This is a genomic window from Bradyrhizobium sp. 147, from assembly GCF_023073935.1.
GTDB lineage: Bacteria > Pseudomonadota > Alphaproteobacteria > Rhizobiales > Xanthobacteraceae > Bradyrhizobium.
This window is the reverse complement of sequence record NZ_JADPKL010000078.1, coordinates 123,649-145,525: the sequence shown is the minus strand read 5'-3', so window position 1 is coordinate 145,525 and position 21,877 is coordinate 123,649. Positions and strand designations below refer to the sequence as shown.

Here is a 21,877-nt window from a genome sequence, read left to right as displayed (position 1 = left end):
GATAGGATGATCGAGCAACATCGTCGTCTCCAGGTTGAATGGATGCAACCTCAGTCTGGCCTCAGACTTGGTCGCTATCCACCCCCATGGAATCTTCGCTGCGCTCGCAATGACGAGGAGATAGCGGTGGTCATCTCCTCCACCGTTCTTCTGCCGAAGGCAAGGGCTACGAAGACGGCGCCACCACCACGCCCTCATTGGCACGCAGATTCAGCACGCCTTCGATTTGCTCGCCCTCGCGATCGAGAAACGTCGACAGCAGGATCTCGCTGCCGAAGCGGATGGCGCTGGTGGTGACAGCGATCGGATCGGCGCCGAGATTGAGCGCCACGATCACCGCCTTGCCGCCGGCCTCGCGGCAATAGATCAGGAGATCGCCTTGCGCCGAGATCGGGTGATAATCACCCGCGACCAGCGGCGGGGAGGCTTTCCGCAACGCGATCAGGCGCTTGTACAGCGTGAGGATCGAGCGTGGATCGGCTTCGAGACTGACGACGTTTTCGCGGATGTGATCTTCCGGCAGCGGCAGCCACGGCCGGACCTCCGAGAAGCCGGCGAAATTGGAGGAATCCCATTGCATCGGGGTGCGGCAGCCGTCGCGGCCGACACCGAGGCCGGGCACGTTCTTCTCGAAGGGGTCGCGCACGTCCTCGGGCGCGATCGCGAGCTGATGCATGCCGATCTCGTCGCCGTAATAGAGCGTCGGCGTGCCGCGCAACGTCAGCAGCAGCATGGCGGCGACACGCGCCTGCTCGGGACCGACGCGGCTGGCAACGCGCGGACGGTCATGATTGCCGAGCACCCAGTTCGGCCAGGCGCCGCGCGGCAGCGCCTTCTCGTAATCCTCGATGATCTTCTCGATCGAGCGCGCGCTCCAGAAGGTCGAGAGCAGCGCGAAGTTGAACGGCATCTGCGCGCCGGTCAGATCGTTGCCGTAATAGGCCATCAGGCGATGCAGCGGCAGATAGATCTCGCCGATCAAGACGCGCGCGCCAAAGGCATCGGTGACACGCCGCATCTGCGCGATTACGTCATGCACCTCCGGCTGATCGGTCGAGTATTGCGTCAGTATCTTCTCGTTCGGCGGCCGGCCCTCGACGTAGTGCGGGTTCGGTGGATTGTCGCGGAATTCGGCGTCCTTGATCAGGTGCCAAATCACGTCGACGCGAAAGCCGTCGACGCCCTTCTCCAGCCAGAACCGCATCACGTCGTAGATCGCCGTGCGAACCTTCGGATTGCGCCAGTTGAGATCCGGCTGCTGGGCCAGGAAAGCATGGTAGTAATATTGGCCCGTAGTCTCGTCGAATTGCCACGCGCTGCCGCCGAACTCGGACAGCCAGTTGTTCGGCACGCCGCCATCCGGCGCCGGATCTCGCCAGATGTACCAGTCGCGCTTGCGATTGTCGCGTGAGGACCGGCTCTCGATGAACCAGGGATGCTGGTCCGAGGTGTGGTTGGGAACGAGATCGAGGATCAGCTTCAGGCCGTTGTCATGGGCGGCCGCGAGCAGCGCATCGAAATCGTCCATCGTGCCGAACAGCGGCTCGATGCCGGTATAGTCGGAAATGTCGTAGCCGAAATCCGCCATCGGCGAGGGAAAGATCGGCGACAGCCAGATCGCGTCGACGCCGAGCGATTTGACGTAAGGCAGCCGCCTGAGGATGCCGGCGAGATCGCCGACGCCGTCGCCATTCGAATCCTGAAACGAGCGCGGGTAGATCTGATAGAAGATGCCGTCGCGCCACCAATTCGCATTGCCTTGAGCCATGCCGAAAGACCACCCAAATCTGCGCCCTCGCGCGGGAGAACGCGACAGCGACGCCCCGGTTCAAATTGGCAGATCAATTGGGACCGCCGTGTGACGATTGTTCCCGGACTCGTTCCGGCTGTTTGGCCCGAATCTTTTGCTTGGCGGCCTGGCAAAAATCGGCATTGTGAGGCCATGACCGAGCAAAATGACACCAAAGCCAAAGCCGGGGCGATCATCGTTCCCGTGACGCTGTTCGAGCAGAACTGCACCATCATCTGGGACGAGCCCTCCAAAAAGGCCGTGGTGATCGATCCCGGCGGCGACGTGCCGAAGATTCTGGATGCGATCAAGCAGACCGGGGTCACCGTGGAGAAGATCTGGCTGACCCACGGCCATATCGACCATGTCGGCGGCGCGGCCGATCTGCGCGCGGCGCTGAAGGTGCCGATCGAGGGCCCGCATGAAGCGGACAAGTTCCTGCTCGACAATGTGGTCGAGAGCGGCGCGCGCTTCGGCATGACGGGGGTGCGCAACTTTGCGCCGGACCGCTGGCTCGACGAAGGCGACAGCGTCTCGATCGGCGGCTTGCAGTTCGACATCCTGCACTGCCCCGGCCACTCGCCCGGCAGTGTGGTGTTCTTCAACAAGGACTTGCGTTTTGCGCATGTCGGCGACGTCCTGTTCGCCGGCTCGGTCGGACGCACCGACCTGCCTGGCGGCAGTCACGCCACGCTGATCAACTCGATAAAGACCAAGCTCTTGCCGCTCGGCGATGACGTCGGCTTCATCTGCGGACACGGCGCCGGCTCGAGCATCGGCCAGGAGCGGATGACCAATCCGTTCATCACCGGCGAGATGTAAGGTTCTACTCGGCGGCGTCCGCCAGCGCCGCGGGTTCGCTCAGGTTACGGTCGCCCCATTCCCGGATCGCGGCGACGACCGGCACAAAACTCCTGCCCTTGCTGGTCAGGCGATACTCGACCTTCGGCGGCACCTCGCCAAAATCCTTGCGGTCGATCAGGCCGCTCGCCGTCAGCGCCTTCAATTCGCGGCTGAGCACGCGCGGGGTGATCTCCGCGCTGCCTTCCGTACCGCGGAGCAGACCGCTCCTGATCTCGCCGTAGCGGCGCGGACCATCCTTCAAATCCCAGACGATGCGCAGCTTGTACTTGCCGCTGATCATCTTCTGAAACGCCGCGACCGGACAGGTGCGCGCCGGGTTCGCTGTTGCCTTCACCATTGCCGTGGCCATGTCGTCTCCTCCATGCGCATCCAGCTTGACGAGAATAGGGGCGGCGCCGAAAAAATCCATACTATCAATTTTGTCCATACTTGCAGGATCGCTTGCAAGGCGCAGATGATGACGCACATGACGAACAGGGAGCGTCACATGAAGCACTTCATGATCAAGTATGAATTCAGGAGCGGCACGACGGAGGCCTGGCACCAGGAGGTCGGCCGTTTCATCAAGGCGATCGACGGCGATCCGGAGCTGAAAGGGCGGATCGGCTATCGTGTCCTGAAGCACCGCGACGACGGCAGCTATATCCACCTCGCCAGCGTCATGGACGATACCGCGCAAAAAACCCTGCAATCGCGCGACTTCTTTCGAGCCTATCAGGAGATGACGCGCAAGGTGGCCGGCGGCGAGGTCACGGTGACGCCGATCGAGATGATTGGCGCAACGGCGTAGTGAGTATCACCTGCCTGCGCGACAAACTACTTCATCAACCCCGCCGCCGTCAGCGCGCGCGTGATGATCTGGCCGAGATCGAAGCTGCGTGTTCTCTCGCGCTTCGGCTCGGCCGGCTTTTCGGCGACAGCGGTCAGGATCGAGCGGGCGAGATGCGGCGCGGGCGTCAGCGCCGGCTTCGATGACTTGGCTTGCGCCTTCTTCGCCTCCGGAATCCAGCCGGTGAGACCGAAGAACTTTGCGATGTGATAGGACGAGGAGATGCCGGCCTCGATCAGGAATGCGCCTTCCATGCCGTAGCGCTGATCGTTGTCGGCAAGACCAAGCGGCGTGCCGTGCGCCATGTCGGTGATGGCGTAGGACTCGACCAGCGTCTCGCCGTCCTCGTTCCACCAGGCCTGACGCGGATAGCCGTCCACAATGGTCTCCGCCATCGGCACCTCGGGCAGATCGTGTAAATCGAGCCATTGCTTGACGATCTCGTTGGCATTGCCGGGGTTGACGGTGCGGTCGGCGCTGCCGTGCCACACCGACACCTTCGGCCAGGGACCACGATAATCAGAGGCGCGGCGCACGAGATCGCCGAGCTCGCGCGCCGGACGCGCCGGGGAATGGAACATGCCGTCCAGCGCCTCGCGCAGGTTCGAGGCAATGCCATAGGGCAAGCCGGCGATCATCGCGCCGGCCGCGAAGACTTCCGGATAGGTCGCGAGCATCACCGAGGTCATGCCGCCGCCGGCGGACAGGCCGGTGATGAAGATGCGCCTGGGGTCGATGCGATGCGCTTCCACCATGTGCGCGATCATCTCGCGAATCGAACACGCCTCGCCGCTGTCCCGTGCGGTGTCTTCCGGATTGAACCAGTTGAAGCAGGTGTTGCCGTTGTTGATGCGCTGCTGCTCGGGCATCAGCAGCGCGAAGCCGTAATGCTTCGCCAGCGTCGACCAGCCGGCGCCGAGATCGTAGCCGCAAGCGGTCTGGCCGCAGCCGTGCAGCACGACGACGAGCGCGCGCGGCTGCTGAAGCTGCGCCGGCACGAACGCGAACATGCGCAAGGCCCCGGGATTGACACCGAAGCCCGTGACCTCTTGCAGTGGGCTGGATGAATCTGCGCTGCGGCCGAGTTCGGCAAAGCGCAGACCATCCAGCTTTGGCAGACGTCTCAAGAGATCGACATTTCTGGCTAACGACACTGCAACTTCCTGATGAGCGAGGTTCAACTCCAGCCAAACCAGATAGTTGCTGCGTTGCGAAATAAAAAGGCCGTGTGCTGTCAATCCTGCAGAATCGACAGGATTTCCCGTGGAATCTGCGCTCATTAACCGCAATGCCCTGAGTTCGTGCCGATGCGGGGCGCATTCACGCCAGAAATGCGGCGCAGATCATGTGAATGTGACAGACAGCCCAAGCGAGACGAGAAATCCTGCGCGCTGAAGGCCCGGCAGCCCCATTAGGGTGACCAACAGATGCAACATCGCCGGCACCTGCTCGCACCATCAAGGCGGCGGTCGCGCCCTGCGCCAGCCACCGTCGGAGAATGACGATCTCCTGTGAATGATCAAACGCGATCGCCTTCCGGCGCAGAGCACGGCATCTACGTTCTTCGTTCCCTGACAAAGGTCGCGGGTGTGGCCGGGACAAGCCCGGCCGTAAGCGCCTGCACGCAAGAATGGGAGAGGAAAAAGACAGACGCATGCGTGCATTCCGCCATGCGGGACATCGTGCGATTGCGTTCGCTTCCGCGAGCACGTAGCCTCGCCGCTTCAACAAACAGAAAATCAAAGCCGGAGAGAACGCCATGGCACGCCTGAAGTTTGGAGCCTTTCTTGCCCCGCATCATCCGATCGGGGAGCATCCGATGCTCCAGTTCCGGCGCGACCTCGACCTGGTCGAGCAGCTGGATAGCCTCGGCTATGACGAGTTCTGGTGCGGCGAGCATCACTCCTCCGGCTGGGAGATGATCGCATCGCCCGAGATGTTCCTGGCCGCGGCCGGCGAGCGCACCAAGCGGATCAAGCTCGGCACCGGCGTGGTGTCGCTGCCCTATCACCATCCCTTCAACGTCGCCCAGCGCATGGTGCAGCTCGACCATATGACCGGCGGCCGCGCCATCTTCGGCTCCGGCCCGGGCGCGCTGGCGTCCGACGCGCACACGCTGGGCATCGACCCGATGACGCAGCGCGACCGCCAGGACGAGGCGATCGGCGTGATCCGCCGCCTCTTCAACGGCGAGCGCGTCACCGCGAAGAGCGACTGGTTCACCATGAACGACGCCGCGCTCCAGATCCTGCCCTTGCAGGAGGAGATGCCGTTCGTAGTGGCCTCGCAGATCTCTCCCTCCGGCATGACGCTCGCCGGAAAATACGGCATCGGCATCATCTCGCTGGGCTCGATGACGACGCAGGGACTGATGTCGCTGCAGCAGCAATGGCAGTTCGCCGAGGACGCGGCGAAAAAACACGGCACCAATGTGAGCCGCGCCGACTGGCGCGTGCTCCTGACCTGGCATATCGCCGAGACACGCGAGCAGGCGCGCCGCGAGGCCGGTGCAGGGCTGATGCGCTGGCACAACGAATATAATGTCGGCACGTTGCAACGTCCGGGCCTCACGGCTTTTTCCTCACCTGATGAGGCCGTGGACAAGACCGCCTTCGTCGAAGGCGCGGCATCCACCATCGGCACGCCCGACGATCTCGTCAAAACCATCAAGAATGTGATGCAAGTGTCCGGCGGCGTCGGCGCCATCATCGGCTTCGTGCATGACTGGGCCAATCCGGAGAATACGCGCCGCAGCTGGGACATGGTCGCGCGCTACGTCGTGCCGGAGATCAACGGCTATATCGACGGTCTTCGCAGGTCGCAAAAATTCGTGATCGAGAATCGCGCGATCTTCGAGCGCGCGGGCCAGGCCGTGATGGCCAAGATCATGGAGAACGAGAAGGCCGCCGAGGCGCTGAAGGTGACCGGCCCCGGCCGCGTCGCGATTCCCGCCGTCAACGCACCGGATTTGCAGAAGGAAGCGGCGAAGCGGTAGGCGCACTCCCGCAGAGCGCTATCTCATATACTTGGCGGCGCCTGAGCGAGCGCCTCGTCCTTAACGACCGTTGCGCGGTCTCCTCGGGATCAGGCTAAGCGGCATCGGCCTCCGCCGAATCTGCTGCCGCGAGCTCAGTCCTTATCCTGAGGGCCCGCCAAAGGCGGGTGTCTCGAAGGATCGGTCGCAAGGACCGCTCTCAAATGCGATTGTCCCGGCTTCGCCGGGACGACAACGACGTGCGTGTGACGATTTTGTGCGCAAACGACCGCCGCGTCACCGCAATCGGCTGTGCTATGCTGACCGTGTCCGCCAACCGGAGCGATCGTCATGTCGATGCAGAATGTGGCCGCCCCTCCGCTTGCCGTCAGCCCACCGAGGCGCAATGAGCTGACGCACATCCCCGGCGACGAGGGCTGGCCGATTATCGGCAAGACCTTTCAGGTGCTCGCCGACCCCAAGGGCCACGTCGAGGCGAACGGCGCCAAATACGGCCCGGTCTACCGCACGCACATTTTCGGCGAGACCAATGTCGTGCTGCTCGGTCCGGAAGCGAACGAGCTCGTGCTGTTCGACCAGCAGAAGCTGTTCTCGTCGACACACGGCTGGAACAGGGTGCTCGGTCTGTTATTTCCGCGCGGGCTGATGCTGCTCGATTTCGATGAGCACCGCCTGCATCGCAAGGCGCTATCGGTCGCGTTCAAGTCCGGTCCGATGAAGTCGTATCTGCGCGATCTCGATCGCGGCATTTCCGCGCGCGTCGCGCAGTGGAAGGCCAAGCCCGGCGAGATGCAGCTCTATCCGGCGATGAAGCAGCTCACGCTTGATCTCGCTGCGGCCTCGTTCCTCGGTGCCGACATCGGACCGGAAGTCGACGAGATCAACCGTGCCTTCGTCGACATGGTCGCGGCCGCCGTCGCCCCGATCCGCCGCCCCCTGCCGGGCACCCAGATGGCGCGAGGCGTGAAGGGACGCAAACGCATCGTCGCCTATTTCCGCGAGCAGATTCCGCTGCGACGCGGCAATCACGGCGGCGACGACCTGTTCTCGCAGCTTTGCCGCGCCACCCATGAAGACGGCGCGCTGCTGTCGGAGCAGGATATCGTCGACCATATGAGCTTCCTGATGATGGCGGCGCACGACACGCTGACCTCGTCGCTGACCTCCTTCATCGGCGAGCTCGCGGCAAATCCGGGCTGGCAGAACAGGCTGCGGGAGGAGATCCTCGCGCTGGGGCTCGCTCCGAATGCGCCGAGCAGCTTCGACGATCTCGAAAAGATGTCGCTGTCGGAGATGGCGTTTAAGGAGGCGCTACGGATCAAGCCGCCGGTACCATCGATGCCGCGCCGCGCGATGCGCGATTTCACTTTCAAGGGCTTTACGATCCCGGCCGGCACCGCTGTCGGCGTCAATCCGCTCTACACACATCACATGAAGGACATCTGGCCGGAGCCGGACCGTTTCGATCCTCTGCGCTTCACCGAGGAAGCCCAGCGCAATCGCCACCGCTTCGCCTTTGTGCCGTTCGGCGGCGGCGCGCATATGTGCCTCGGCCTGCACTTCGCCTATATGCAGGCGAAATGCTTCGCGCGGCATTTTTTGCAGAACATCGAGGTGTCGCTGGAGCCGGGCTACAAACCGGACTGGCAGATGTGGCCGATCCCGAAGCCGCGGGACGGCTTGCAGGTGCGGGTGAAGGCGATTTAGCGCCACACCGTCATTGAGCGAAGCGAAGCAATCCAGACTATCTCCGCGGAAACAGGCTGGATGCTTCGCCGCCCGCTCGCCGCTACGCCCCCTGATCGAACGCCTTGCGCAAGGCCACGTAACCCTGTTGCTGCTGGCTCCAGTTGCGGCCGCCGGTCATTGCACCGTCAACGACGAGGTCATGGCCGTTGATGAAGCTGGACTCGTCGCTCGCCAGGAACACCGCGGCCTGAGCGATGTCATCAGGGAGACCGGCGCGCGGGATCGGCTGCGCGGTCTTGTAGACCTCGCGCATCACCGCCGGCGTCTTCTCGGCGGCGTCGGTCGACAGCCCCAGTGCCTTGCCGAAGATGCCGGTTGCGATCGCGCCGGGCGAGATCGAGTTGACGCGCACGTTTGACTCGCCGAGCTCCATCGCCACGCATTTGGTGAGATGGATCACCGCCGCCTTGGCCGCGCTATAGACCATCGAGGACGAGAACCCGGCGAGACGGCCGGCGATGCTGCCATTGTTGATGATGCTGCCAAAACCCTGCTTCTTCATGTGGGGCGCCGCGTGCTTCATGCCGAGCATGACGCTGCGCACCAGCGTCGCCATCGCCGCGTCGAACCGCTCGACCTCGAGGCCTTCGATGCCGCCGGTCTGCGCCGGACCGCCGGCATTGTTGAAGAGGCAATCGATGTTGCCGAATGTGTCCACCGCGAGCGCGATCAGCGCCTGCATCTGCGCTTCGACCGTCACGTCCGTCTGGCGGAAGACGCACGTCGGCCCGAGCTGCTTCGCCAGCGCCTCGCCTTCGGCGACGCGCCGGCCGGCGATCACAATTTTGGCACCTTCGGCAACGAAGACTTCCGCGGTACGCAATCCGATCCCGCTCGTCGCGCCGGTGATGATCGCAACCTTGCCGTCCAACCTGCCCATGGAATGTTCCCGTTTTCGAATGATTTGATTTTCAGATGGCGGACACTGACAGATGACGGCGCCGCGACGGTCACTATTCCCGCCGGCCCGCGGCAAGGCAAGCTTTGCTTGCGTGTCCGACATGCGTAACATTCGCACCCATGGCTCGACTTTCGGACGGGCATCGCGACCGGGCTGGGCATGGGGAAGCTGATCGACGAGTTCCGCAAGGGTTGGCAGGGCGTGGCACCGCCATCGCTCGGTCTGAGCATCGCCTTCGCGGTCGCCTGCCTGCTGCTCGCGACGCTGTCGCGCTGGGCTCTCGCCCATATCCGGCCAGACGTCTACTTCACCCCGTATTTCCCAGCCGTGTTCTTCGCCGCCGCGTTCGGCGGCTTCCGGATCGGCATCGTGACGGCACTTTTCGGCGGCGTGCTCGGCGTGATCGTCAATTTCGGCGATGCCTCTGCCGACCGCGCCCGGTTTGCGCTGCTGACGCTCTATTGGGTGGTCTGTGCGCTCACCATCTGGGGTGTCGAGCACTATCGCACCCTGCTGATCGAGCAGCGCCGGATTTCCAAACGCCTGATCGAGGAAGAAGACTATCGCAAGCTGCTGGTCGATGAGCTCCAGCACCGACTCAAGAACAAGCTGTCGACGGTGCACGCCGTGCTGCATCAGGTGCTGCACGACCAGCCGCAGGTCTGGGCCCGGATCGATCCGAGGCTGCGGTCGCTGGCCAGCACCGACGATTTGATCTCACGGATCGACAAGGCGGGCTGCGATATCCGCGACCTCCTGATCGCGGAGCTCGGGCCTTACGGCCATGTGCGCTTCACCCTCAACGGCGACCGGCTGTTCCTGCCGCCGAAGCTCGCGGTCACGCTGTCACTGATGTTTCACGAGCTCGCCACCAATGCAGGCAAATATGGCGCGTTCTCTGCGCCGCGCGGATTGTTGCAGGTGTCCTGGACGGTCACCGGCGATCGCCTGACCATCACCTGGGATGAGACCGAGGGGCCGAGCATCGGCGAGGTGTCGGCACCGGGCTTCGGCACCAAATTGCTGAAGTCGGCGCTTACCGCCTTCGACGGCAAGACCGAGCTCTCATTCTTGAAGACCGGCCTTCATTGCATCATGCAATGCCGTATCCCCAAGAGCGGCTGACAGACAACAAAGCTCGGTCGATCGGGCCACCTCTCCCCGGCGGGGACACGTCGGATTGCGCAGCAATCCCGATGAGGGGCCGCAGCGTTCAGTGAGAGCTTAACCCCTCACCCGGATCGCATCTTGCGATGCGATCCGACCTCTCCCTACGGGAGAGGTGATCGAGCCCGAGGCTCGCATCGGTTCAGCCAAAGCTCATCGCGATCCGGTTCGATACAAGCGAAAGTGGATCGCGCACTCTGCTTGCAGTTTCCCTGGGCGCATTGACGCTCTGTTAATGACGATCGACATCGCGCGTCGCATCGTCGCAAGTTTCGGCCAAAACACCCCCGTATTTCTTCTGACCCCTTAACCAAACCTAAGAGGGAACCGCGCAAGATCGCGCCCATTGCAAAAGCGCGCTGAAACAACAAGATTCATGACTTCTATGAACGACAATAGATATTCTGGCGCGAGCGAAGCCGAGCTCGGATTTCTCAAGGAAATCGTTAGAATGCTGCCGGCCGGCCTGACCGTGCAGGACGCGCACGGCGAGCTGCTGCTGGTTAACGACGCCGCGGCTGCCCAGCTCGGCATGGACGGCAGCCGTCCCTCGCCCGATCTGTCGCCGCGCCGCGAAGCCTGTCGGCAGGCGCTGAGCGCCGGCCAGGCAGTCGTCATCGAAGAAGCCATTCACAACGGCGCCGCGCGCCAGGTGCTGCTCACGACCCATCGTCCCGTCCGCCTCGCCGGACGCGAGCTCCTGATCTCGGCCTCCTCCGACATCACCGAGCAGAAGAACTTCGAGGACCAACTGTTCCGCTCGGCCTATTTCGACGAGCTGACCGGGCTGCCCTCGCGGCGCGTGATCGAGCATCACGCCAACGGCCTGCTCGCGCGCGATGGCGGCGAGCGGTTTGCGCTGGCCTTTCTCGACGTCGACAATTTCAAGCACATCAACGACTATTACGGCCACGCCGTCGGCGATGCGCTGCTGGTCGAGCTGTCGAAGCGGCTCGGACGCGACTTGCGCGATTCCGACATGCTCTCGCGCATCTCTGGCGACGAATTCCTCCTGCTGCTGTCGCCGATCCAGAGCCAGGAGGAAGTCGCCGAATTCATGCAATCGACCCTGGAGCGGCTCACCGCGCCGTTCTTCATCGACACTTCGGAAGTCTTCGCCTCCACCTCGGTCGGCATCAGCCTCTACCCCGATCACGGACGCAGCTTCGAAACCCTGCGCCAGAACGCCGACATCGCGATGTACCGCGTCAAGAACGAAGGCAAGGGGTCGGCGGCTTTCTTCGATTCCAGCATGGAGCGAGAGGCGCTGGCGCGGATGAAGGTCGAGCAGTCGCTGCGACTTGCCATCCTGGAGAAGCGCTTCTGCTGCGCATTCCAATCCAAGGTCGACATCAGGACGCAGGCCGTGACGGGCATCGAGGCCCTGGTGCGCCTGCGTGACGACGAAGGCGTGATCCAGGCGCCCGGCTCGTTCATCAATCTCGCCAGCGAGCTCGGACTGATCGACGAGCTGACCCATCTCGTGCTGGCCGAGATCGTCAAGTCGATCGACCTGATCAACGAGACCTTCGGCGCAGAAGCAACCATCAGCATCAACGTCGCCGCCAAGCAGGCCGGCAACCCCGAGTTCATGCGCAGCTTCGCGCAAGCGCTGGACGACACCGGCTTTCCCAGCCGCTTCATGATCGAAGTAACGGAAGACGCCTTTGTCGCCAAGAATCATTTCCAGGCCGAAATCCTGCCGATGTTTCGCAAGCTCGGCGTCGGCATCTCGATCGACGATTTCGGCATCGGCTATTCCTCCCTCTCGGCGCTCGCCGACATCACCGCCGACGAGATCAAGATCGATCGCTCCTTCATCACTGACATCCATAAGCGTCCGCGCAGCCAGGGCATTTTGCGCGCGATCGAATCCTTGAGCGAAGCGCTCGGCATGACCGTGATTGCCGAAGGCCTCGAATCCTACGAGGAGCTGGCCTATCTCCAGGCCGCGACCAAGATCCGCTACGCGCAGGGCTATTACTTCTCCCGGCCGATCTTCCTGGAGGAGCTGAAGCTCGTAACGCCAATCTCCAGCGAAGCGCGGGTCAACATGGTGAGCCGCCCGACGCAGCAGAACCGCCAAGGCTATTCGCGGGCGAGCGGGTACCGGCGATAAGGACTGCTTTCAGGCGGTAGATTCAAAACCCGGTAACCCGATCCCGAGATGATCGCGGCGCACTTGTAAGATCTGCTCTGCCGATTTCCTGGGCAGGCCGCAACCGGCGATCAAGTCGCTCTCACACATGGTCTCACGCGCCAGACCACCGTAAGGTGGAATTGCAAAGTTTCTCGGCGTGTGCAAATCGCTGTTGCCAGAAGCTTTAAATCAGGAGGGAATATCGTGCGTCGATCATTTATCATAGCAACAGCCGTCCTCGCGCTCGCCGCGGGCGCGTCCGCACGGGCCGACGATCTCAAGATCGCGCTGATCTACGGCAAGACCGGTCCGCTCGAGGCCTATGCCAAGCAGACCGAGACCGGTCTGCAAATGGGCTTTGAATACGCCACCAAGGGCACCATGACGCTCGACGGCCGCAAGATCGTCGTCATCACCAAGGATGACCAGGGCAAGCCCGATCTCGCCAAGGCCGCGCTCGCGGAAGCCTATCAGGACGACAAGGCCGACATCGCGATCGGCACGACCTCATCGGCCGCGGCGCTCGCCATCCTTCCCGTGGCCGAGGAGAACAAGAAGATCCTGATCGTCGAGCCCGCGGTCGCGGATCAGATTACCGGCGAGAAGTGGAATCGCTACATCTTCCGCACCGCGCGCAACTCCTCGCAGGACGCGATCTCCAACGCCGTCGCCATCGGCAAGCAGGGCGTCACAGTCGCGACGTTGGCGCAGGACTACGCCTTCGGCCGTGACGGCGTCGCCGCCTTCAAGGAGGCGCTCGCCAAGACCGGCGCGACGCTCGCCGCCGAGGAATACGCGCCCACCTCGACCACCGACTTCACCGCCGTCGGCCAGCGCCTGTTCGACGCGCTGAAGGACAAGCCGGGCCGCAAGGTGATCTGGGTGATCTGGGCCGGCGCGGGCAATCCGCTGGCCAAGCTCCAGGACATGGATCCCAAGCGCTACGGCATCGAGCTGTCGACCGGCGGCAACATCCTGCCGGCGCTCGCGGCCTATAAGGGCCTGCCCGGCATGGAAGGCGCGACCTACTATTTCTACGAGATCCCGAAGAACCCGGTGAACGACTGGCTGCTCGCCGAGCACCAGAAGCGCTTCAAAGCGCCGCCGGACTTCTTCACCGCTGGCGGCTTTGCCGCCGCGATGTCCGTCGTCGCCGCCGTCACCAAGGCGAAGTCGACCGACACCGAGAAGCTGATCACGGCAATGGAAGGCCTGGAGTTCGACACGCCGAAGGGCAAGATGGTGTTCCGCAAAGAGGACCATCAAGCGCTCCAGAGCATGTATCACTTCAAGGTCAAGGTCGATCCGAACGTCGCCTGGGCCGTGCTCGAGCCGGTGCGCGAGCTGAAGATCGATGACATGGACGTGCCGGTCCGCAACAAGCGGTAGGGCGGTGGTGCTTCACCTCTCCCGCTTGCCGGAGAGGCCGGGAGAGGGTTTTTCCTGTTAGGGATTCTCGATTGTCGAAACAGCCCTCTCCCCAGTCCTCCCCCGCAAGCGGGGGAGGGAGCGCAGCGTGATCGCGGATATATCTCCGTTCCCATCATTCGCCGGACTCCAATGCCGCTGACCCTCGAAACTCGCGACCTCACCATCCGCTTCGGCGGCCATGTCGCGGTCAACAACGTCACCTGCACGTTCCGCCCGGGCGAGCTCACCGCGATCGTCGGGCCGAACGGCGCCGGCAAGACCACCTATTTCAATTTGATCTCGGGTCAGCTGCGCGCATCCAGCGGCAGCATCCTGTTCGACGGCATCGATATCACGGGGCAGTCCGCCCCGATGCGGACGCGCGCAGGCCTTGGGCGTGCCTTCCAGCTCACGAATCTCTTCCCGAACCTCACGGTGGAGGAGAACGTCCGCCTCGCGGTGCAGGCTTCGAACGGCACCCATTACGACATGCTGCGGCCCTGGATGGTCCGCCGCGACCTGATCACCCGCGCAGACAGCATCCTCGACCAGGTCGCGCTCGGCAGCCGGCGCGGGGTCGCCGCGACCGCCCTGTCGCATGGCGACCAGCGCAAACTCGAGGTGGCGCTGATGATGGCGCTGGAGCCTGAGGTCTTCATGTTCGACGAGCCGACCGCCGGCATGAGCATCGACGAGGTGCCCGTCGTCCTGAACCTGATCGCGCAGCTCAAACAGGACCGAAACAAGATCATCCTGCTCGTCGAGCACAAGATGGACGTGGTGCGCTCGCTCGCCGACCGCATCATCGTGCTGCATAACGGCCAGCTCGTCGCCGACGGCAGGCCTGCCGAAGTGATCGCCTCGCCGATCGTGCAGGAGGCCTATCTCGGCGTGGCGCCCAAGACGGCTGCAGGGAGTGCAGCATGACCGACCTTTTAAGACTCTCCGGCGTGCACACCCATATCGGCCGCTATCACATTCTCCAGGGCATCGATCTCGCGGTTCCGCAGGGGCAGACCACGATGCTGCTCGGCCGCAATGGCGCCGGCAAGACCACGACGCTGCGCACCATCATGGGGCTCTGGCGGGCCTCGCACGGCGAGATCAGCTTCGCCGGGGAGCGGATCGAGAGCCGCGCCACGCCCGACATCGCGCGGCTCGGCGTCGGCTACGTGCCTGAGAGCATGGCCGTGTTTTCCGACCTCACGGTGAAAGAGAACTTGGTTCTGGCGGCGCGCGATGGTCCGTTGGACGATGCCCAACTCGACTGGATCTTTGGTTTCTTCCCGGCGCTGCGCCGGTTCTGGCTGTCGCGTGCGGGAAGCCTCTCGGGCGGGCAGAAGCAGATGTTGTCGATCGCAAGGGCCATCGTCGAGCCGCGCAAGCTACTCTTGATTGACGAGCCGACCAAGGGCCTCGCGCCTGCCATCGTCATGGCGCTGATCGAGTGCCTCAAGGAGATCAAGCGCAGGGGCGCGACGATCCTGCTGGTCGAACAGAATTTCTTTGCCGCCCGCGAGCTCGGCGACAACGTGCTGGTGATGGACAACGGTACCATCGTCCATCGCGGCGAGATGGCGGCGCTGGCCGCCGACATGCCGCTGCAAGAGCGACTGCTCGGCCTGAGCCTGGAGGCGCATCAGTGACTGACCTCGCCGCAAATGATCCGCTGCCGAAGCCGAAGCGCGACATCGCACCGATCCTGCTGCCGGTCGCGCTCGCGCTTGTCATGATCCCGCTGATCGGCTCGCCCAGCACCTGGCTGACCTTGACCGCCGCCAGCCTCGCCATGGGCATGATGATCTTCATCATGGCTTCCGGTCTGACCCTGGTGTTCGGCCTGATGGACGTGCTCAATTTCGGCCACGGCGCCTTCATCGCGGTCGGCGCCTACGTCGCGACCCTGGTGCTGGCGCCGTTTGCAGCCTCGATCCAGGCCGATTCGCTGTGGGTGAACCTCGCGGTGCTGGCGCCGGCAGCGCTGCTGTCGATGGCGGTGTCCGGCGCGCTCGGCCTGGTCGTCGAGCGCGTGCTGATCCTTCCTGTTTATGGCCAGCATCTGAAGCAGATCCTGATGACGACCGGCGGCCTGATCGTCGCCGAGCAGACGCTGTATGCGCTGTGGGGACCGCAGATCATCCCGATGCCGCTGCCCACCTCGCTGCGCGGCTCCTTCATTCTCGGCGAAGTCGCGATCGCCAAATACCGCGTGCTGGCGATGCTGATCGGCCTCGCCGTCTTCATCGCGATCCAGCTCGTGCTCAACCGCACCAAGCTTGGCCTCCTGATCCGCGCCGGCGTCGAGAACCGCGAGATGGTCGAGGCGCTCGGCTATCGTATCCGCCGCCTGTTCCTGGGCGTGTTCATGACGGGATCGGCGCTCGCGGGCCTCGGCGGCGTGATGTGGGCGCTCTATCGCGAGCAGGTCCATGCCTCCATGAGCGACGAGCTCACCGTGCTGATCTTCATCGTCGTCATCATCGGCGGGCTCGGGTCGATCGGCGGCTGCTTCATCGGCGCCATCCTCGTGGCCATGGTTGCCAATTACGGCGGCTTCCTGGTGCCGAAGCTCGCCCTCGTCTCCAACATCCTGCTGATGGTCGCCATTCTGATGTGGCGGCCGCGCGGCCTCTATGCGGTGACCAGCCGATGATGATTCTCTCAGGCGACCCGCCGCGCAGCCGTGTTCTCACGCTTGTTCTCGTCCTCATCATCCTGGCGCTGGCGGCGACGCCATTCCTGTTCCCAGGCGCCAAGGCGCTCAACGTCGCAGCCAAGATCTGCGTCTTCGCCGCCCTTGTCGCATCCTACGATCTGTTGCTCGGCTATACCGGCTCGGTGTCGTTCGCCCACACCATGTTCTACGGCATCGGCAGCTACGCGATCGCGATCGCGCTGTACGGGATGGGCCCGAACTGGGCCGCGGTCGCAACCGGCATCGTCATCGGCCTGCCGCTCGCGGCCCTGCTGGCGCTCGCGATCGGGCTGTTCTCGCTGCGGGTGGCCGCGATCTTCTTTGCCATGATCACGCTCGCGGTCGCCTCCGCCTTCCAGGTGCTGGCCTCGCAGCTGTCCTGGCTGACCGGCGGCGAGGATGGGCGCAGTTTTCAGCTGCCCGAGCTGCTGCGACCCGGCACGGTGCTGGTCTCCAAGAACCTGTTCGGCTTCGAGATCAACGGCCGCATCCTCACCTACTACCTGGTATTCGCCATCTCCGCCCTGATGATCCTCGCTTTGCTGCGGGTGGTGAACTCACCGTTCGGACGCGTGCTCCAGGCCATCCGCGAGAACCGTTTTCGCGCCGAGGCGCTGGGCTTCCGCACCGTCTTCCACCTGACCTACGCCAACTGCATCGCCGCATCGGTCGCCGCGAGCGCCGGCATCTTGAATGCGCTGTGGCTGCGCTATGCCGGGCCCGACACCTCCCTCAGCTTCTCCATCATGCTGGACATCCTGCTGATGGTCGTGATCGGCGGCATGGGCACGATCTACGGCGCGATCATCGGGGCTGCCATCTTCATCCTCGCGCAGAACTATTTGCAGTCGCTGATGGGCCTCGCGTCCAAGGCGGCGTCGGAAGCCGGGCTGCCGCTGCTGCCGGGGCTGTTGCATCCCGACCGCTGGCTGCTGTGGCTCGGGCTGCTGTTCATCGCCAGCGTGTACTTCTTCCCGACCGGCGTGGTCGGACGGCTGCGCAACGCCGGCAGCGCCAAGAGCGGCAGCGCCTCGCATTAAGCCGCTGTTAGTGATGCAGCGCAGCGGTTCGCTGCGCACAGCCGTGATCGCGCGACGGCATTAATGCTCAGGTAACTGGCTTTCCTAAGCTTTAGGCCATTTGTGTCGTGTATCCCTGCTCTTGCGGGAGGGGGAATGCGCCAGGTATTTGCAACGATCGTTGCCCGAATGTCGCAGGCCGTGAGCAACGGCTGGAGGGCGGCCATTCGGCGCGGGCCAGTGCTGTGGCTGACCCTGTGCGGCGTGCTGCTGGTCGCGGGCATCTTCACCGTGACCGCCATGGCCGTCGGCGAGTTTCGCGAGCGAACCCTGGCCAACCGCGAACGCGAGCTGGAAAACACGGTGCAGCTGATCGCTCGGCACTTCGATCAGCAATTCGAGGATTCCGACGTCGTCGCCACCGATGTGATCGCGCAGATGAACCTGCCGGAGATCAGCTCGCCCGCGATGTTCCGCGAGCACATGTCCGGGCTCGCGACCAACCAGATGCTACGCAGCAAGATCAGTTCGGTGTCCTATCTTGGCGACATCGCGATCTACGACGCCGACGGCGAGCTGATCAACTGGTCGCGGGCCCAGCCGCTGCCGAAGATCAACATCTCTTCTCGCGCTTACTTCCAGTCGTTCAAATCCGATCCCAAGGCCGAGCCGGTCATCCTGGAATCCGTCCGCAGCTACATCATCGGCAAATGGACCACGGTCGTCGCGCGGCGGCTGAACGGCGCCGACGGTGCCTTCCTCGGCGCGATGGTCCGGCGAATTGATCCCGACAGCTACCGGCAATATTTTGCATCTGTCGCGCTTGCCGAGGGCACGGCGATCTCGCTGTTCGATCGCGAAGGCAAGATGCTGGCGCGCTATCCGCACGTCGAAGAATTGATCGGACGGAGCTTCAAGGATGCCCCGCTGATGCGGAAGGCGCTGACCAACGGCGGTCAGCACACGCTTCGCGTCAGGAGTCCGATCGACGGCGAGGAGCGGCTGGGCTCGGCCGCGTCCCTCAACCATTTTCCCCTGGTCATCGTCGCCACCAATACGATGTCGGCTGCGCTTGCCGACTGGCGGCAGCAGACCGGTTTCATGGTTACGACGGCGATGCTTTCGGCCGTTATGATCGCGCTGATCCTGTATCTGATCATCCGGCAGATCAACCGGCAGAACCGCGAGGCCCAGGAGCGAATCGAATTGGAGCGGCAGCGGCTTGACACCGCCCTCAACAACATGTCGCAGGGGTTGATCCTGTACGATGCCGCCGGATATGTCGTCATTTGCAACCGCCGCTACGCGGACATGTTCGGTCTCTCGCACGACGTCATCAAACCCGGCTGCCACATCCGCGAGGCGATGTATCACCGCAAGGAGCGCGGCGCGTTCGATGGCAATGTCGAGGAATTTTGCGCCGAGGTCATGCGGATCGCGGCGGAAGGCACGGTCTCCACGCGAACTCATCAGCTAGCCAACGGCCGCGCATTCCAGGTCATCAACACGCCACTGGCGCAAGGCGGATGGGTTGCCACGATCGAAGACATTACCGAGCGTCGCAACCTGGAGCAGGAGCGCGACCGCAACCACACCTTCCTGCGCGAGATCATCGACCACATTCCCTCGCAGATCACGGTGAAGGATGCGCGCACGCGGCAATATCTGCTGCTCAATGGCGTCGCCGAACAATTGTTCGGCCAGTCTCGCCAGGATGTCGTCGGCAAGACCGCTTTCGACATCTTCCCTGAGGCGCCGGCCGCCCGTATCACCGAAGACGACAGCAGCGCGCTGAAATCGGCCAAGGGATTGTTCAAGGACGAACATCCCTGGCAGATGCCAGGCATGGGGCTTCGCTACATCACTTCGACCCGGATCGGCATCCATGACGAAGCCGGCGAGCCGCGCTATCTCATTCATGTCATCGATGATGTCACCGAGCGGCGTCGCGCCGACGAGAAGATCGCGCACATGGCGCATTACGATGCGCTGACTGATCTACCGAACCGCACGCTGTTTCGCGAGCAGATCGAACGCGAGCTGGCGGAGGTCGCCGGCGGCGGGCAGTTCGCGCTGCTCTACATCGACGTCGACGAGTTCAAAGGCATCAACGATTCGCTCGGCCACCATGTCGGCGACGAGCTGTTGAAGGCAATCGCGGGCCGTCTACGCGGCTGCCTGAAGCAGGGCGACCTGATCGCGCGGCTCGGCGGCGACGAATTCGCGGTCATCCAGACCGGGATCCAGTCCTCCGCCGACGTGGTGTCGTTCGTGACGCGGATCTACGAAGCGATCCGGCAGCCCTATCACTGTCTCGGCCATCAGCTCTCCACCGACGCGAGCATCGGGATCGCGCTGGCACCGCAGGACGGCTCCGATCTCGATCAGCTCATCAAGAATGCCGACCTCGCGATGTACGGCGCCAAGGCCGAAGGACGTCGCACCCACCGCTTCTTCGAGCCGGAGATGGACGCCAGCGCCAAGGCGCGTCTGACCATGGAGCAGGATCTGCGCCAGGCCCTGGTGAACGGCGGCTTCGAGATTCACTACCAGCCGCTGGTCGATCTACGCTCGGGCGAAGTCTCCGGCTGCGAAGCGTTGCTGCGCTGGCGCCATCCCGAGCGCGGCATGGTGTCGCCTGCCGAGTTCATTCCAATCGCCGAGGACACCGGCCTGATCAACGAGCTCGGCGACTGGGTGCTGCGCATGGCCTGCAACGAGGCCGCGACCTGGCCGGCGCATGTGCGGGTTGCGGTCAACGTCTCGCCGGTGCAGCTCAAATGCGACACGCTGGCGTTGCGGATCGCCGGCGCGCTCGCCGCCTCCGGGCTCGACCCGCGCCGGCTCGAGCTCGAGATCACCGAGGCCGTGCTGATCCGCGACGACGAGGCGGCGCTCTCGATCCTGCACCAGCTCCGCGCCATCGGCGTGCGCATCGCGCTCGACGATTTCGGCACCGGCTATTCCTCGCTGAGCTATCTGAAGCGCTTCCCGTTCGACAAGATCAAGATCGATCGCTGCTTCGTCGCCGACATTGCCGAGACGAACGGCGCGCCGGTGATCGTGCAGGCCGTGGTGAACATCGCCGCCGCCAGCAGCATGACCACGGTCGCCGAAGGCGTGGAGACCGAGGCCCAGCGCGAGATGCTGCGCAAGCTCGGCTGCACGGAGATGCAGGGCTATCTTTTCAGCGCGCCGAAGCCGGCCAGCGAGGTGCGAAAGCTGTTTCGCACGGGCGATGCCGCGCCGGTGGCGGCGGTGGCGTGATGACCAAGTCAAAGAGTCCTTCCAAGATCGTCGACGTCGCGGACTCCTACGCAGTGCGGCTGATGCAGCATCTGGTGGTGCCGACTTTCGTGATCGATCCGAAGCGCCGCGTCGTGATCTGGAATCGTGCATGCGAGCGGCTGACCGGCGTCGCCGCCTCGGAGGTGATCGGCACCAATAAGCACTGGCAGGCCTCCTACGAGACCAAGCGCCCCTGTCTCGCCGACCTGGTCGCGCTCGACCGGCCGGAGCAGCTGCCCGAGTTCTATTCGGAATATGCGGCGCGCGGTCATAACGGCCTCGGCTTTTCCGCGGAGAACTGGTGCGTGATGCCGAAGCTAGGCAGCCAGCTCTATCTCGCCATCGACGCCGGCCCGATCCACGACGAGGCCGGCCAACTGATCGCGGTGGTGGAAACGCTGCGCGACCTCACCGACCAGAAGCGCGCCGAGATGGCGCTGAAGGAGCTCGCCACCAAGGATGGGCTGACCGGCCTGTCGAACCGCCGCTCCTTCGACCAGATGCTGATGAGCGAATGGGCCCGCGCCCAGCGCACGCAGAAGCCGCTGGCAGTGCTGTTCGTCGACGTCGACCATTTCAAGCTGTTCAACGACCGCCACGGCCACCAGGCCGGCGATGAATGCCTGCGCGCGGTCGCCGCTTCCGTCAGCCGGCACGCCGTGCGGCCGCTCGATCTCGCCAGCCGCTATGGCGGCGAGGAGTTCGCGCTGATCCTGCCGGACACGACTTGCGACGCCGCCTGCGCCGTCGCCGACGAGATCCGCTGCGCTGTCACGGGCTTGCGGATCGCCCATGGCGCCACTGGCGCCAGCGACCACGTCACCCTCAGCGTCGGCGTCGCCAGCCACATTCCCGGCGAAGCCGATGGCGGGCCGGACCGGCTGCTCGGCGCCGCCGATCAGGCGCTCTATGCGGCCAAGCGGCTCGGCCGCAACCGCGTCATCTGCGCGGAACGGCTGCTCGCCGAATTCGCCGACCTTGGCCGGGAGGACGAGCCGGTTCCGGCGCCGGTCCGGCGCAAATCGGCTTAA

Annotated in this window: 17 protein-coding genes; 13 read left to right on the top strand and 4 right to left on the bottom strand. The window is 63.9% G+C overall.

Annotated elements, in window-relative coordinates; genetic code table 11:
* Positions 1-166 precede the first annotated feature (166 nt).
* Entirely contained in the window at positions 167-1,768 is a 1,602-nt protein-coding gene (locus tag IVA87_RS19070) for an alpha-amylase family glycosyl hydrolase (RefSeq protein WP_247334569.1), read from the bottom strand.
* Positions 1,769-1,942: 174 nt separating this feature from the next.
* Here IVA87_RS19070 and IVA87_RS19065 point away from each other — a divergent pair, with 174 nt between their 5' ends.
* Positions 1,943-2,611, top strand: a complete 669-nt coding sequence (locus tag IVA87_RS19065) for an MBL fold metallo-hydrolase (RefSeq protein WP_247303720.1) — start codon at positions 1,943-1,945, stop codon at positions 2,609-2,611.
* 4 nt (positions 2,612-2,615) lie between these two features.
* On the opposite strand, the gene IVA87_RS19060 is transcribed toward IVA87_RS19065, so the two are convergent.
* Positions 2,616-3,002 carry a helix-turn-helix domain-containing protein gene (locus IVA87_RS19060; protein WP_247303721.1) on the bottom strand — a complete coding sequence of 129 codons (387 nt, stop codon included), beginning with the start codon at positions 3,000-3,002 and terminating at the stop codon, positions 2,616-2,618.
* 138 nt (positions 3,003-3,140) lie between these two features.
* Here IVA87_RS19060 and IVA87_RS19055 point away from each other — a divergent pair, with 138 nt between their 5' ends.
* Complete coding sequence (locus IVA87_RS19055; RefSeq protein ID WP_247303722.1) at positions 3,141-3,443, top strand: hypothetical protein; 303 nt, start codon at positions 3,141-3,143, stop codon at positions 3,441-3,443.
* Positions 3,444-3,469: 26 nt separating this feature from the next.
* On the opposite strand, the gene IVA87_RS19050 is transcribed toward IVA87_RS19055, so the two are convergent.
* A complete protein-coding gene (locus IVA87_RS19050; protein ID WP_247303723.1) occupies positions 3,470-4,636 on the bottom strand; it encodes a PHB depolymerase family esterase in 1,167 nt (388 codons plus the stop codon).
* A 605-nt stretch (positions 4,637-5,241) separates the two neighbouring features.
* Between IVA87_RS19050 and IVA87_RS19045 the strand changes: the two genes are divergently transcribed.
* Together IVA87_RS19045 and IVA87_RS19040 are read left to right on the top strand one after the other, a co-directional pair.
* The gene (locus tag IVA87_RS19045) at positions 5,242-6,477 is read left to right on the top strand and encodes an LLM class flavin-dependent oxidoreductase (RefSeq protein WP_247303724.1); all 1,236 of its coding nucleotides are present in this window, start codon (positions 5,242-5,244) and stop codon (positions 6,475-6,477) included.
* Positions 6,478-6,807: 330 nt separating this feature from the next.
* Positions 6,808-8,184 carry a cytochrome P450 gene (locus IVA87_RS19040; protein ID WP_247334568.1) on the top strand — a complete coding sequence of 459 codons (1,377 nt, stop codon included), beginning with the start codon at positions 6,808-6,810 and terminating at the stop codon, positions 8,182-8,184.
* Positions 8,185-8,266: 82 nt separating this feature from the next.
* Here IVA87_RS19040 and IVA87_RS19035 read toward each other — a convergent pair whose 3' ends face one another.
* Positions 8,267-9,106, bottom strand: coding sequence for a glucose 1-dehydrogenase (locus IVA87_RS19035; RefSeq protein ID WP_247303725.1), 840 nt, complete (start codon positions 9,104-9,106; stop codon positions 8,267-8,269).
* Between the two features lie 180 nt (positions 9,107-9,286).
* Here IVA87_RS19035 and IVA87_RS19030 point away from each other — a divergent pair, with 180 nt between their 5' ends.
* From IVA87_RS19030 to IVA87_RS18990, 9 genes are all read left to right on the top strand, one after another.
* The gene (locus tag IVA87_RS19030; RefSeq protein ID WP_247303727.1) at positions 9,287-10,252 is read left to right on the top strand and encodes a sensor histidine kinase; all 966 of its coding nucleotides are present in this window, start codon (positions 9,287-9,289) and stop codon (positions 10,250-10,252) included.
* A gap of 427 nt (positions 10,253-10,679) precedes the next feature.
* Complete coding sequence (locus IVA87_RS19025) at positions 10,680-12,413, top strand: EAL domain-containing protein (RefSeq protein WP_247303729.1); 1,734 nt, start codon at positions 10,680-10,682, stop codon at positions 12,411-12,413.
* Between the two features lie 225 nt (positions 12,414-12,638).
* On the top strand, positions 12,639-13,823 hold the full coding sequence (locus tag IVA87_RS19020) for a substrate-binding domain-containing protein (protein WP_247334567.1): 1,185 nt from the start codon (positions 12,639-12,641) through the stop codon (positions 13,821-13,823).
* 171 nt (positions 13,824-13,994) lie between these two features.
* Positions 13,995-14,771: an ABC transporter ATP-binding protein gene (locus IVA87_RS19015; protein ID WP_247303732.1), complete on the top strand. Its 777-nt coding sequence runs from the start codon at positions 13,995-13,997 to the stop codon at positions 14,769-14,771.
* Positions 14,768-15,490, top strand: a complete 723-nt coding sequence (locus IVA87_RS19010; protein ID WP_247303734.1) for an ABC transporter ATP-binding protein — start codon at positions 14,768-14,770, stop codon at positions 15,488-15,490. Before IVA87_RS19015 ends, IVA87_RS19010 begins: the two co-directional genes overlap by 4 nt.
* The gene (locus IVA87_RS19005) at positions 15,487-16,497 is read left to right on the top strand and encodes a branched-chain amino acid ABC transporter permease (protein WP_247303736.1); all 1,011 of its coding nucleotides are present in this window, start codon (positions 15,487-15,489) and stop codon (positions 16,495-16,497) included. The genes IVA87_RS19010 and IVA87_RS19005 overlap by 4 nt, the downstream gene beginning before the upstream one ends.
* On the top strand, positions 16,494-17,579 hold the full coding sequence (locus IVA87_RS19000; RefSeq protein ID WP_247303737.1) for a branched-chain amino acid ABC transporter permease: 1,086 nt from the start codon (positions 16,494-16,496) through the stop codon (positions 17,577-17,579). The genes IVA87_RS19005 and IVA87_RS19000 overlap by 4 nt, the downstream gene beginning before the upstream one ends.
* Positions 17,580-17,714: 135 nt before the next feature.
* The gene (locus IVA87_RS18995) at positions 17,715-20,825 is read left to right on the top strand and encodes an EAL domain-containing protein (RefSeq protein ID WP_247334566.1); all 3,111 of its coding nucleotides are present in this window, start codon (positions 17,715-17,717) and stop codon (positions 20,823-20,825) included.
* Complete coding sequence (locus tag IVA87_RS18990; protein ID WP_247334565.1) at positions 20,825-21,877, top strand: diguanylate cyclase; 1,053 nt, start codon at positions 20,825-20,827, stop codon at positions 21,875-21,877. The genes IVA87_RS18995 and IVA87_RS18990 overlap by 1 nt, the downstream gene beginning before the upstream one ends.

Bases quoted from the DNA above. Each gene is read 5' to 3' on its own strand.
- IVA87_RS19070 (WP_247334569.1), bottom strand. From the start codon at position 1,768: ATGGCTCAAGGCAATGCGAATTGGTGGCGCGACGGCATCTTCTATCAG.
- IVA87_RS19065 (WP_247303720.1), top strand. From the start codon at position 1,943: ATGACCGAGCAAAATGACACCAAAGCCAAAGCCGGGGCGATCATCGTT.
- IVA87_RS19060 (WP_247303721.1), bottom strand. From the start codon at position 3,002: ATGGCCACGGCAATGGTGAAGGCAACAGCGAACCCGGCGCGCACCTGT.
- IVA87_RS19055 (WP_247303722.1), top strand. From the start codon at position 3,141: ATGAAGCACTTCATGATCAAGTATGAATTCAGGAGCGGCACGACGGAG.
- IVA87_RS19045 (WP_247303724.1), top strand. From the start codon at position 5,242: ATGGCACGCCTGAAGTTTGGAGCCTTTCTTGCCCCGCATCATCCGATC.
- IVA87_RS19040 (WP_247334568.1), top strand. From the start codon at position 6,808: ATGTCGATGCAGAATGTGGCCGCCCCTCCGCTTGCCGTCAGCCCACCG.
- IVA87_RS19035 (WP_247303725.1), bottom strand. From the start codon at position 9,106: ATGGGCAGGTTGGACGGCAAGGTTGCGATCATCACCGGCGCGACGAGC.
- IVA87_RS19030 (WP_247303727.1), top strand. From the start codon at position 9,287: ATGGGGAAGCTGATCGACGAGTTCCGCAAGGGTTGGCAGGGCGTGGCA.
- IVA87_RS19025 (WP_247303729.1), top strand. From the start codon at position 10,680: ATGAACGACAATAGATATTCTGGCGCGAGCGAAGCCGAGCTCGGATTT.
- IVA87_RS19015 (WP_247303732.1), top strand. From the start codon at position 13,995: ATGCCGCTGACCCTCGAAACTCGCGACCTCACCATCCGCTTCGGCGGC.
- IVA87_RS19010 (WP_247303734.1), top strand. From the start codon at position 14,768: ATGACCGACCTTTTAAGACTCTCCGGCGTGCACACCCATATCGGCCGC.
- IVA87_RS19000 (WP_247303737.1), top strand. From the start codon at position 16,494: ATGATGATTCTCTCAGGCGACCCGCCGCGCAGCCGTGTTCTCACGCTT.
- IVA87_RS18995 (WP_247334566.1), top strand. From the start codon at position 17,715: ATGCGCCAGGTATTTGCAACGATCGTTGCCCGAATGTCGCAGGCCGTG.
- IVA87_RS18990 (WP_247334565.1), top strand. From the start codon at position 20,825: ATGACCAAGTCAAAGAGTCCTTCCAAGATCGTCGACGTCGCGGACTCC.